The sequence below is a fragment of the Nocardioides sp. genome (genome assembly GCF_031397825.1).
In the GTDB taxonomy this organism is placed as follows: Bacteria; Actinomycetota; Actinomycetes; order Propionibacteriales; family Nocardioidaceae; genus Nocardioides.
Window position 1 is genome coordinate 1 of record NZ_JANNML010000115.1, and the last position, 12,102, is coordinate 12,102.

12 protein-coding genes are annotated in these 12,102 nt (G+C 71.8%); 6 read left to right on the forward strand and 6 right to left on the reverse strand.

Going from position 1 to position 12,102, the window contains the following annotated elements:
• Positions 1-120: 120 nt before the first annotated feature.
• Positions 121-618 carry a MarR family transcriptional regulator gene (locus tag RMN98_RS09925; protein ID WP_309648651.1) on the forward strand — a complete coding sequence of 166 codons (498 nt, stop codon included), beginning with the start codon at positions 121-123 and terminating at the stop codon, positions 616-618.
• A gap of 124 nt (positions 619-742) precedes the next feature.
• Here RMN98_RS09925 and ettA read toward each other — a convergent pair whose 3' ends face one another.
• The 5 genes from ettA to RMN98_RS09950 form a co-directional block, all read right to left on the reverse strand.
• Complete coding sequence (ettA, locus tag RMN98_RS09930; RefSeq protein ID WP_309648652.1) at positions 743-2,425, reverse strand: energy-dependent translational throttle protein EttA; 1,683 nt, start codon at positions 2,423-2,425, stop codon at positions 743-745.
• An 88-nt stretch (positions 2,426-2,513) separates the two neighbouring features.
• Entirely contained in the window at positions 2,514-2,954 is a 441-nt protein-coding gene (locus RMN98_RS09935) for a single-stranded DNA-binding protein (RefSeq protein ID WP_309648653.1), read from the reverse strand.
• Positions 2,955-3,081: 127 nt separating this feature from the next.
• Entirely contained in the window at positions 3,082-4,737 is a 1,656-nt protein-coding gene (locus RMN98_RS09940; RefSeq protein WP_309648654.1) for a GTPase, read from the reverse strand.
• Positions 4,734-6,452, reverse strand: a complete 1,719-nt coding sequence (locus tag RMN98_RS09945; RefSeq protein WP_309648655.1) for a dynamin family protein — start codon at positions 6,450-6,452, stop codon at positions 4,734-4,736. Before RMN98_RS09945 ends, RMN98_RS09940 begins: the two co-directional genes overlap by 4 nt.
• Entirely contained in the window at positions 6,449-7,570 is a 1,122-nt protein-coding gene (locus tag RMN98_RS09950; protein ID WP_309648656.1) for a PrsW family intramembrane metalloprotease, read from the reverse strand. The genes RMN98_RS09945 and RMN98_RS09950 overlap by 4 nt, the downstream gene beginning before the upstream one ends.
• Before the next feature lie 58 nt (positions 7,571-7,628).
• Between RMN98_RS09950 and RMN98_RS09955 the strand changes: the two genes are divergently transcribed.
• From RMN98_RS09955 to RMN98_RS09970, 4 genes are read left to right on the forward strand one after another with little or no spacing between them, the layout of a single operon-like run.
• On the forward strand, positions 7,629-9,074 hold the full coding sequence (locus tag RMN98_RS09955) for an aminopeptidase P family protein (protein WP_309648657.1): 1,446 nt from the start codon (positions 7,629-7,631) through the stop codon (positions 9,072-9,074).
• Between the two features lie 15 nt (positions 9,075-9,089).
• On the forward strand, positions 9,090-10,190 hold the full coding sequence (locus tag RMN98_RS09960; protein ID WP_309648658.1) for a serine/threonine-protein kinase: 1,101 nt from the start codon (positions 9,090-9,092) through the stop codon (positions 10,188-10,190).
• Positions 10,187-10,666: a hypothetical protein gene (locus RMN98_RS09965; RefSeq protein ID WP_309648659.1), complete on the forward strand. Its 480-nt coding sequence runs from the start codon at positions 10,187-10,189 to the stop codon at positions 10,664-10,666. Before RMN98_RS09960 ends, RMN98_RS09965 begins: the two co-directional genes overlap by 4 nt.
• Positions 10,667-10,678: 12 nt before the next feature.
• Positions 10,679-11,371, forward strand: a complete 693-nt coding sequence (locus RMN98_RS09970; RefSeq protein WP_309648660.1) for a hypothetical protein — start codon at positions 10,679-10,681, stop codon at positions 11,369-11,371.
• A 17-nt stretch (positions 11,372-11,388) separates the two neighbouring features.
• On the opposite strand, the gene RMN98_RS09975 is transcribed toward RMN98_RS09970, so the two are convergent.
• On the reverse strand, positions 11,389-11,733 hold the full coding sequence (locus RMN98_RS09975; protein WP_309648661.1) for a hypothetical protein: 345 nt from the start codon (positions 11,731-11,733) through the stop codon (positions 11,389-11,391).
• Between the two features lie 186 nt (positions 11,734-11,919).
• Between RMN98_RS09975 and RMN98_RS21030 the strand changes: the two genes are divergently transcribed.
• Positions 11,920-12,102 (forward strand): helix-turn-helix domain-containing protein (locus RMN98_RS21030; RefSeq protein WP_397209292.1); only part of this gene is annotated, 183 nt, incomplete at its 3' end.

A 12,102-nucleotide genomic window follows, 5' to 3' on the forward strand; every position in this document is an offset into this window, starting at 1 on the left:
CCGCGCGGGGCCGCCGCCAGGCGCCCCCCCCCCCGGCGGCGCCGCCCCCCCCCTCCCACCCCCCCCCCCCCTCGGCCGTCAGGCGACGCGAGACGTCGTACGCCTCCTAGACTCCCCTGCGTGGCAGACATCGGCGGCGAGGCCCGCGAGACGCACTGGCTGGACGAGGACCAACAGCGGTCCTGGCGCGGCCTGGTGCTCGGCACGACCTTGCTCATGGACCGGCTCGACAGCGACCTGCGCCGTCATCACGGCATCTCGCTGGCGGAGTACGAGATCCTCGTGCGCCTCTCCGAGCGCGGCGGTCAGCTGCGCATGGCCCAGCTCGCCGACGCCCTGGCGCACAGTCGCAGCCGGGTCACCCACACCATCAAGCGCATGGAGAAGACCGAGCTGGTCACGCGCGCCGACTCACCGGACGACGGGCGGGGTGTGGTCGCCCAGATGACCGACCGCGCGTGGCTGCTCCTGGAGAACGTCGCGCCCACGCACGTCAACGGCGTGCGCGACCACCTCGTGGACCTCGCCACCGACGACGACTTCGCCGCCCTGGGTCGCGTGATGAACACGGTCGCCGACCACCTCATCGCCGGTCACCCGGAGATGGAGATTCGCTAGTCCGCGGAGCGGACTAGCACGAATCTCGGTCGAGCGAGCGCACGGCTGAGCCTGCGAAGCCGTGACCGCGGGTCGAGACCTCGTGAGCCGGACGCTGACCTCAGCCCACGTCCGGCACCCCCGATCAGTCGCGCGTGAGGCGACGGTGCGTGACGCGGTGCGGTCGGGCCGCCTCGGCACCGAGACGCTCGATCTTGTTCTCCTCGTAGGACGCGAAGTTGCCCTCGAACCAGAACCACTGGGCGGGGTTCTCGTCGGTGCCCTCCCAGGCGAGGATGTGCGTCGCCACGCGGTCGAGGAACCACCGGTCGTGGGAGGTGACCACGGCGCAGCCGGGGTAGTCGAGCAGCGCGTCCTCGAGCGAGGAGAGCGTCTCGACGTCCAGGTCGTTGGTGGGCTCGTCGAGGAGCAGCAGGTTGCCGCCCATCTTGAGGGTCAGCGCGAGGTTGAGGCGGTTGCGCTCACCACCGGAGAGCACGTTGGCCTTCTTCTGCTGGTCGGGGCCCTTGAAGCCGAACGACGCGACGTAGGCGCGGGAGTTCATCTCGAAGTTGGCGACCTTGATGAAGTCGAGCCCGTCGGAGACGACCTCCCAGACGTTCTTGGTGGCGTCGAGGCCGCCTCGGCTCTGGTCGGCGTAGGAGATCTTGACGGTCTGTCCCACGGTCAGGTCACCGTCGTCGGGCTGCTCCTCGTCGGTGATCATCTTGAACAGCGTCGTCTTGCCGACGCCGTTGGGGCCGATGACGCCGACGATGCCGGCGCGCGGCAGCGAGAACGACAGGTTGTCGATGAGGACCCGTCCGTCGAAGCCCTTGGTGAGCTTCTTCGACTCGAGCACGATGTCGCCCAGGCGCGGACCAGCGGGGATGTTGATCTCGGAGGTGTCGATCTTGCGCATCCGGTCGGCCTCGGCCGCCATCTCCTCGTAGCGCGCCAGACGCGACTTGCTCTTGGTCTGGCGGGCCTTGGCGTTGGAACGCACCCACTCGAGCTCGCGCTCGAGCATCTTGGCGCGCTTGACGTCCTTCTGTCCCTCGATCTTGAGGCGGTCCTTCTTGGTCTCGAGATAGGTCGAGTAGTTGCCCTCGTAGGGGTGCGTCGAGCCGCGGTCGAGCTCGAGGATCCACTCGGCGACGTTGTCGAGGAAGTAACGGTCGTGCGTGATGGCCAGGACGGCGCCCGGGTAGTCCTTGAGGTGCCCCTCGAGCCACTGCACCGACTCGGCGTCGAGGTGGTTGGTGGGCTCGTCGAGGAGCAGCAGGCTGGGCTGCTGGAGCAGCAGCTTGCACAGCGCGACGCGGCGACGCTCGCCACCGGAGAGGTGGTCGACGATGGCGTCGGGCGGCGGGCAGCGCAGCGCGTCCATGGCCTGGTCGAGGCGGCTGTCGAGGTCCCACACGTTGGCAGCGTCGAGCTCGCTCTGGAGGTCCCCGGCCTCCGCCGAGACCTTGTCGAGGTCCGCGTCGGGGTCGCCCATGAGCATGTAGAGCTCATCGAGGCGCGCCATCTTGGCCTTGAGCTCGCCGACGGCCTCCTCGACGTTCTCCAGGACGGTCTTGCCCTCGGTCAGCGGCGGCTCCTGCTGGAGCATGCCGACCGTGGCCTCCGGGTCGAGGATCGCGTCGCCGTTGTTGGCGTGCTCGAGCCCCGCCATGATCTTGAGCAGGGTCGACTTGCCCGTGCCGTTGGGTCCGACGACACCGATCTTCGCCCCGTGGAGGAACGAGAGGGTCACGTTGTCGAGGACGACCTTGTCGCCATGGGCCTTACGCACGTTGCGCAGGGTGAACACATACTCAGCCATGGTGCGGAGCCTAGTTGGAAACCCGGCTCGGGGCCCGATCGGGGGTGCGCCCCCCCGACCAGGACCCGACCTCCTTGCCAGGCCATGACTACGCGGCCGTCGGCACCTCCTGGCTCCCCTGCTCCTCGGACGACTCCGGGTCGGGGGTCGACTGCGCCGGCGCCGTCCTGGGCGTGCGGCTGAAGTGGCTGGTGCCCCGGCTCAGGTCGTGACCGACCAGGCTGGCCTCCACCTCGAAGGCGGTCACCTCGACACCGGCGTTGTTGACGTAGGTGCGGGCGCTGAGCTTGCCGTGCACGACCACGGGATCGCCCTGGCGCAGCGAGCGGGCGCAGTTGTCGCCGAGGCCCCGCCAGGCGTTGACGGAGTACCACTGGGTGTCCCCGTCGACCCACTCCTGGCTGCTGCGCCGGAAGCGACGCGGGGTGCACGCCACCCGGAAGTGGGCCACCAGTGTCTCGCCGGCGTGGCGGACCTGGACGTCGCCGCCCACCCACCCCTGCAGCGTCACCACGGTCTCGTTGAGCATGTCGTTCTCCTTCGTCTCGGATGTGCTGTCGAGACGAGGCTGCGCGGGGGCGCCGACATCGGCCGGCGTCCGCGGCAGGCCTTGTGGAGGGGCGCGCAGGAGCCGGCCATGTGGACGGCTCGTGGGCCTACTTCAGCGTGGTCGCGAGGTTGGTGCGCACCGCGGCGTAGGCCGCCAGCTCGGCTGCGACCGGCTGGACCACGAGCTCGTCGGTCACCCGGTGGACGGCCTCGCGCAGCCGGCGGTCAGCCGAGGCGGCCCGCCGAGACGCGGTGACCGAGACCAACCACCGGCACCCGGCCGCCAGCAGGATCCCGAGCAGGACCCCGCCGAGCAGCATCAGCGTCGGGATCGGCACCGGCCCCGGGCCGGGTGCGTCACCGACCGAGACCTGGAGGTAGCCCAGCACGGCGAGCACCGCCAGCCAGAGCCCGCCCGCGAGCGCGGTGACGATGAGCGCCCACTGCAGGCCCCGCACCACACCGGCCCAGCGAGGGATCGTGGCGACGTCGAGGTCGGTCTCGCCCACGGCGCGGTCCAGGCTGTCGCCCAGGTCGGGCAGGCGTGAGGTCGAGGCACGTCGTACGGCGTCGGCCCACGGGCGCCCGAGGCCGGCTGCCGCGTCGTCGGCCAGCGCGCGGACCTCGGTGTCGACGCGGGCTCGCTGCACGGGGGTCGTGGCGGGCAGCGAGGTGCGCGAGCGTCCGGACAGCGAGGCCGCTGCATCGCCGAGGTCGAGGTGCAGCCGCTTGAGCGGGTCGGGCTTGAGGCGCGAGAACCAGGCCACGACCGGCCAGCCGGTGGCGCGGCCGGCCCGCAGGCGGGTCGAGCGCTCGACGGCGTCGACGACCGTGGGGACACCGGCGGCGTCGGCGAACGCGTCGTCGAGGTCGGCGATGCGCTGCTCGGAGAGGGCCCGGGACTTGCCGTCCCCGGAGGCCTCGGCGAGGCGGGCCGCGACGCCGCGGAGGTCGGCCTCGAGCCGCTGCCGGGTGGCCTGCTTGTCGTCGACCCGACGAGCGATCTCCGCGCGCAGCTCGGGCATGCCGATGCCGTGGCGGGCGCTGACCGCGATCACCGGCACCTTCTGGAGGCCGTCCTGGTCGAGCAGGCGGCGTACGTCGGCGATCATCGACTCGCGCCGGTCCTCGGGGACGGTGTCGATGTGGTTGAGCACCACGACCATGACGTCGGCGTGCGAGCTCAGCGGCGCGAGGTAACGGTCGTGGATCGCCGCGTCGGCGTACTTCTGCGGGTCGAGGACCCACACCAGCAGGTCGGTGAGCAGCACCAGCCGGTCGACCTCGAGGTGGTGGGAGACCTCGGTGGAGTCGTGGTCGGGCAGGTCGAGGAGGACCACGCCCTCCATCGAGGCGTCCTCGCGACGGGTGTCCAGCATCGAGTCACGCGTGGTCTGGTGGCGCGGCGGGATGCCCAGCCACTCCAGCAGCTCGGCCGCACCCTCGGTGCCCCACACGCAGGCACTGGCCCACGACGTGGTGGGGCGTCGTACGCCGACGGCCGAGAGCTCCAGGCCCGTCAGCGCGTTGAACGTGGAGGACTTGCCGGAACCGGTCGCCCCGGCGATGCCGACCACGGTGTGCTGGGCGGACAGCTTGAGTCGCCCGGCCGCGCGGCCGACGACCGCCTCGGCCTCGTCGACGAGCTCGTCGTCGAGCCGGCCGCGGGCGGCGGCCGCCGCGGTCTCCAGCGCGGTGATCCGCGCTCCGATCTCGGTCCCGCGAGTGACCAGCTTCTTCGCACCTTCGAGCAGGGAGGTCACTCGGGGCCCTTCTTGGACTCGTAACGGAGGTCGTCGATGCGGCGCGAGGCGCCGCGAAGCTGCTCGGCGGCGCCGGCCTGGAGGCCGAGCCCGTCGAGGAGGCTGAGGTAGCGGGCGCGCTCGTCGGCGAAGAGTGCCTGGAGGCGCTGCTCGAGCGAGGCGCGGGCGCGCTCTGCGAGGGTGCGCACGGCCTGGTCGCCGAAGACCGCCTCGAGCAGCTTCTGGCCCAGGACGGCCGATCCTCCGGCGATGCCGACCTCGGCGCCGGTGACTCCGGCGGTGCTGGCGAAGACGACGACCATCAGCGCGACCGAGAGACCGTTGACGCCGAAGGCGAGGAAGCGGGCGGTGCCGCGCTTGTCGGCGCCCTCGGTGCGGACCATGTCGAGCACGTCGGACTGCCAGTCGCGCACGGCGCGCTCGGCCTTGCGGCGCAGGTCACGCGACGCGCGACCGAGGTCCTGGTCGGCGGCGCCGAGCAGCCCCTGGCCGGCGGCGAGCTGCTGCCAGGACGCCTCGGCGCGCTCAGCAGCGGCCTCGGCGTGCTCGAGGATGAGCGTCTCCAGGCCGGACTCGACCGCGACGGTGACGCGTTCGGCCTGCTGGGGCTTGCCCTTGACGGCGTTGACCACGCGGTCGCGGAACCAGCCGACCTTGGTCTCCAGCGAGCGGAGCAGCTCGCCGGTGCCGACGAACTCCTGCCAGCGCGCGAGCACCTCGCCGCGCAGCAGCGTGCCGTCGGCGGAGGCCGTCATGATCGCAGCGATCGACTCGTCGTAGGCCCGGTCGGCGTCCTCGCGCAGACGCGCGGCGAGGGAGACCTGCTCGGTGGCGGCGTCCGCCACCCCGTGCGTACGACGGGCCACCGTGCGGATGGCGCCGTCCAGGGTCTGCTTCACGACAGCGCCGCGCGCGTCGGTGTCGATCGCCAGCGAGTCGAGCCACGCGCGGATCTCCGCGACGTGCTCGGCCGGGAGCAGCCCCTCGTCGTCGACCTTGCCCTCGGTGACGGTGAAGAGCGGTGAGTCCTTGAGGCCACGGCTGGCGAGCATGCGGGCGAGGTGGGTCGCGACGGTCTCGATGGCCTCGTCGGGGGTGCGGTCCAGGACGATCGCGACCGCGGTGGAGCGCTCGGCAGCCTGCTTGAGGAAGTCCCACGGGACCTGGTCGGCATAGCGCGCGGCCGAGGTCACGAAGAGCCAGAGGTCGGCGGCTGCGAGGAGCTGCGCGGCGAGCTGGCGGTTGCGCTCCTCGACGGAGTCGACGTCGGGGGCGTCGAGGATCGCCAGGCCGGCCGGGATCGCGTCGGTGGCGACCAGCTGGAGCGCGTCGGGGTCGTTGGTGGAGTGGGGCACGCGCTCCAGGTCGGGCAGGAGCCGGTCCTGGCCGAACCACTCGGCGTCGTCGGGGTGGTGCACCAGCACGGGCGAGCGGGTCGTGGGGCGCAGCAGGCCGGGCGTCGTCACCCGGTGGCCCACGAGGGAGTTGACCAGGGTCGACTTGCCGGCGCCGGTGGAGCCACCGACGACCGTCAACAGCGGGGCGTCGATCGTCATCAGGCGCGGGATGACGTAGTCCTCGAGCTGGTCGATCATCTCGCGGCGGGCCGTGCGCTGGTCCTCGATGCCGGGCACGTCGAGCGGGAGCCCGGCGTCCTGGAGCGCACCTCGCAGACGGACCAGCGCCGTGAGCATCTTGTTGCCGGTGTCGATCATCGTGTCGGCACCACCTGTCCGGGGAAAGCGATGCCGGGTCGCACCGCGTTGATGCGGGACAGGTAGTCCTGACCGCGCAGCTGCCAGTCGGCGGGGGCCGTGCCCCGCAGCAGCCGATGGTGCAGGAACCCGAGCTCGATGGCGGCCTGCTGGTAGTCCTTCATGGCCTCCAGCCCGGCCGGACCGCCGTGCTGCTGGGCGTGCTGGCGAGCCGCCCGCCGCGCACGCAGGTCGACGACCCATCCGATGTCGGTGGCCGGGATCAGGCCACGTCGCGATGCGTCGCCGAGGGCAACCGCGAGCATGGTGCGCTCGGAGCGGCGCATCCACACACCGAGCCACACGATCCCGACGACAGCCGGGAGCATCAGCACGACGTAGACGCCGGCGAAGCTGGCCAGCCCGAAGACGGTGGAACCGTTCCACAGGCCGTGGGTGAGCACCGCGAGCGCGTAGCCACCCAGGGGCGCCGCCCAGCGCAGGACCGGGGTGCGGGTCGTGACCGCGATGCCGACCCCGATGCCGATGAAGGCGGTGAAGAGCGGGTGCGCGAAGGGGCTCAGGACGCAGCGCACGACGAAGAGGACCGTGATGCCGACGATGCCGCCCGGCGCCATGCCGTCCGCGCCGTTGTAGGCCGCGGCGAGGTAGAGGATGTTCTCGGTGAAGGCGAAGCCGATGCCGACCATGCCGGCATAGACCAGTCCGTCGAGGATGCCGTCGATCTCGGCCCGACGCCACCAGAGCAGGAGCAGCAGGAAGAGGCCCTTGCTGGCCTCCTCGGTTACCGGCGCGACGATCGCGAGCGACTGGGTGTCGGTGAAGCCGACGACCAGGCCGCCCACGCCGCCGATCAGGATGGCGGCGATGGTGGCCACGAAGGCGCCCCACAGCAGGCCCAGGACGAGCAGCACCTTGGGCTCGGGCTCGTAGCGGTCCAGCCAGAGGTAGCCGGCGACCAGCGGCCCCACCGGCACAGCAGCGAGAGCGGTCGCCAGGAGGGTGATCGCGGGGGCCCCCGAGAACGCCAGAATCACCAGCGTGAGCAGCGCGCCGAGGCTCACCAGCACGGTCACGACGACCGTGAAGGCGCGGCTGTCACGACGGGGAGCGGGCATGGGGGGAAGCCTAACGTCAGGGGGCCGAAGGGCTCATGTCGGCGCGTAGAGTAACGGCGTGAGCGAGCAGACCACCCCCGAGTCCACCGCACCCTCGAGCGCCACCGCTGCCGAGCCGGCGACGGAGTCCCACGATCCCGCCGTCCCCGCTGCCTACTCCGCCTTCATGCGCGAGGGCTGGGGCGACCGCGAGCTCGACCTCCCGCCGCACCCCGTGACCGACCTCGCGGCGACCCGTCGGACACGGCTCGCCGAGGTGTTCCCCGGTGAGCGACTCGTGCTGCCCTCGGGCACCTACCAGCAGCGCTCCAACGACACCGACTACCGCTTCCGCTCCGACACCGCCCACACCTACTTCTCCGGCAACCAGACCAGCGACGCGGTGCTCGTGCTCGACGACGGTGAGGCGGTCCTCTACGCCCGACCCCGCTCGTCGCGCGAGAGCGACGAGTTCTTCCGCGACCGCGTCTACGGCGAGCTCTGGGCCGGGCGGCGGCCGTCGGCGCACGAGATCTCCTCCTCGCTCGGGATCGAGGTGCGTCACATCGACACGTTGCCCGAGGCCCTGTCGGCCTCCGGCAAGACGCGCGTCCACCGCGGCGTCTCGTCGTACGTCGACTCGCTGGTGACCCCCGACGAGACCCTCGACGGCGACCTCGCCCGCGTGGTCTCCGAGATGCGCCTGGTCAAGGACACCTGGGAGATCGGCGAGCTCCAGGAGGCCTGCGACATCACGACGCTGGGGTTCGAGGACTGCGTGCGCGAGTGGGACAACGTGCTCGAGCACGGCGAGCGCTGGCTCGAGGGCACCTTCTTCCGGCGCGCGCGCACGATGGGCAACGACATCGGCTACGACTCGATCGTCGGCGGGGGCAAGCACGCCACGACGCTGCACTGGATCGAGAACTCCGGCCCCATCACGCCCGGGGAGCTGGTCCTGCTCGACATGGGTGTCGAGGGCCACAACCTCTACACCGCCGACGTGACGCGCACGCTGCCGGTCGACGGCACGTTCACGACCCTCCAGCGCGAGCTCTACGACCTGGTCCTCACCTCGCAGCAGGCCGGCATCGACGCCGTCCGCCCGGGCCTGGCCTTCGCCGACGTGCACGCGGCGTCGATGAGCGTCCTGGCCCACGGCCTCGAGGGCATGGGCCTGCTGCCGGTCTCGGCGCAGGAGGCGCTGGACCCCGACTCGAAGGTCTACGCCCGCTGGACCCTCCACGGCACCAGCCACATGCTCGGCATGGACGTCCACGACTGCGGCCGGGCGGCTCCCGAGGCCTATGCCAAGGGCACGCTCGCAGCCGGTATGGTCCTCACCGTCGAGCCAGGCCTCTACTTCCAGGAGGACGACCTGCTCGTCCCCGAGGAGCTGCGCGGCATCGGCATCCGCATCGAGGACGACATCCTGGTCACCGACGACGGGTCCACCAACCTGTCGGCGGCGCTCCCCCGCACCTCGGCAGACGTCGAGGAGTGGATGGGGTCGCTCCGACCCTGATCGCAGGAGGCACTCGTGCTCGCGGACCGCTACGACCTCGGGGAGCGTCTGGGCACCGGTGGGATGGCCGACGTCTTCCGCGCGACCGACCGGGTGCTGCACCGGCCGGTCGCCATCAAGGTGCTGCGTGAGACCGCAGGTGACGAGACCGACCGGCTGCGCTTCACCGCCGAGGCCCGCACCCTGGCCCAGCTCAGCCACGTCAACCTGGTCATGGTGCTCGACGCCGGCATGACGACCGACCAGCCCTACCTGGTGATGGAGCTGGTCGAGGGCACCACGCTCTCCGACCGGGCCCGCGGCGGGACGCTGCCGCCCGACGAGGTCGCTGGGATCGGCGCCGCCCTCGCAGATGCCCTGGCCTATGCCCACGACAGGGGCATCGTGCACCGCGACGTGAAGCCCGCCAACGTCCTGCTCGGTGACGACGGCCGGGTCAAGCTGGCCGACTTCGGCATCGCCCGGCTCATCGGCGACACCGTCCGGCACACCCAGACGGGCCACGCGATCGGCACCGCCGCCTACCTCGCCCCCGAGCAGGTGCGCGGCGACGACCTGACCGCGGCCGCCGACGTCTACTCCCTCGGCCTGGTGCTCCTCGAGGTGCTCACCGGGGAGCGCGCCTACCCCGGCTCCCCCACCGAGTCGGCGCTCGCCCGGCTGAGCCGCTCGCCCGAGGTCCCACCGACGCTGTCGGCGTCGTGGCGCGACCTGATCACCGACATGACCCTGATGGACGCGGCTGCGCGCCCCTCGGCCGAGGCGGTCGCCGAGCGGCTGCGCTCGCTGGACGGGGCCGTCGACGGGGCCGGCACCACGCTCGTCCTCGACACCGAGCCGACCGTGCGCCGGATGCCTGCCGTGACGCCCGCGCAGGAGCCGTCGTCGACGGACCGCCTCCTCGCGCGCCTGCGCGAGGTCCCGCCCCACGTGCGAGGTGCCGGCGCCGCCATCGCGGCGATCCTGCTGCTCGTCGTGATCGCCGGCGTCGCTGCCGGCGGCGGGTCGGCGGAGGAACCGGCTGATCCCGCCGGCGGGACGGTCCCCGCCGGCACGCCCGCCGAGCTGGAGGGCCCGCTGCAGGACCTCCACGACGCGGTCGGGGGTGTCGAGTGACCAGCCGCCGTCGTCGTACGACGAGGCTCGCGGCCGCGAGCACCGTGGCGCTGCTCGTGCTGACCGGTTGCGGCTCGGAGGACCCTCCGTCGAGCGCGGTCCCGGCGCTGTCCACCCGGCTGGACGACATCGACACCGCCATCGTCGACGGACGCTACGCGGTCGCGCGTGACGAGCTGGCGGCACTGGGAGAGGACACCGCGGCTGCCGTGGAGGACGGGGACCTCGACCAGGCGCAGGCCGAGCGGATCCTCGATGCCGTCGAGGCGTTGACCGAGGCCCTTCCGACCTCGGCGCCTGCCACCGAGCCGACCGAGGACATCACCGACGAGCCGACGGACGAGGCCACCGACGACGAGGACGTCGACGAGTCGGACGAGTCGGACGAGCCGGACGAGTCGGACGAGGAGGCGGGGCAGGGCAAGCCGCCGAAGGGACCCAAGGGTCCCAAGGGAAAGGGCACGAAGGGTCGCTGACAGACTGCGACCATGTCGAGCCTCCTGCGCCGTGCCGGTCTGTCCTCGAGCGCCCTCGTGCTCGCCCTGAGCCTGGCTGCGTGCGGCGGCGGCGACGAGCCTGGCTCGTCGGAGGCCGGCTCGGACGCACCGGTGGTGCTGAGCCAGGACGAGGCCGACGGCGCTCTCCTGACCCTCGAGGACGTCGGGGCTGACTTCACCGAGCTCGGCCCGACCGAGAGCGACGACCAGGACCTCGGCTGCCTGAGCGGCCTGACCGCGCTGTCCGACCTGAGCGCCGACACGGAGGCGGAGAACAACTTCGAGCTCGAGACGGAGACGTCTCGCCGCAGCATCGTGACCGTGGTCAACTCCTACGCCGACACCGACACGGTCGTGGCCGGCGTCGAGGAGTTCCGCGCGAGCCTCGACGGGTGCGAGACGGTCGAGGTGACCGACCCCGAGAGCGGCACCAACCTCGCCCTGGCCGTGACCGTCGACGAGGCCCCCGGCATCGGGGAGACCGACGACCAGGTGGGCTTCAGCGGCACCGGCTCGGTGTCCGCACCCGGCAACAGCTACTCCTACGACGTCAGCTTCGTCGTCTCCCGCGTCGACAACGCGCTCAGCGTCGTCGGGCTGATCGACCTGGCCGCTCCCGGCGAGGACGTCCTCGCCTCGCTGACCGAGACGGCGCTGGGCCGGCTGAACGACGCCATCGGCTGACGCCCGAGGCGGGACCCTCAGGTGGCGAGCAGCAGGACGACCAGGACCGGCATGAGCGCCAGCACCGCATAGCCCTCCGCCTCCAGCGGGGCCCGCCGACCGAGCAGCAGCCACGACGACACCGCGCCGGACACCAGGGCCACGCCCACCCCGAAGGACCCGCCGAGCAGCACCGGGAACACGAAGAACCACGCCACGGCAGCCGCGAAGGCGTAGGGCACACGGCTGCGCCACACGGCGTACGGCATGAGGGGTGCGAGCAACGATTCGGTCATCGGCGCCTGGTCGAGCTCGTTGTCCTCGAAACGAGGACGCACCCGGCGCCAGCACGGGTCGTCAGGGGCGGGAAGCTCGTCGGCCATGACTTCCGATCGGCGCGACGGCGCATCACCTGAGCCTGTCTAGCCGGGTGAGGGTGAGCACCTGCTTCGTTGGTCGGGTCCAGGTGCGAGCGCAGCAAGCCTCGCACCACCTGCGCCGCGGATTCCAGCCGCTGTTGCAGCTTCAGTGGGTGAGAGGTTGCGGTCATGGCTGGAGCACGGTTGACGATGGAGGAGCGGCGAGTGATCGGGCAGGGGCTGACCCAGCGGCAGATCGCGGCCATGGTCGGCACGCACCCCTCGACGATCTCGCGGGAGCTGGCGAGAAGCTTCTCCGCGCCCGGCAAGCGGTCCCCCAGGCGCGCCTGGCGGCAGTGGTCTACCGGTCGTTGTTCATCCAGACCAAGGGTG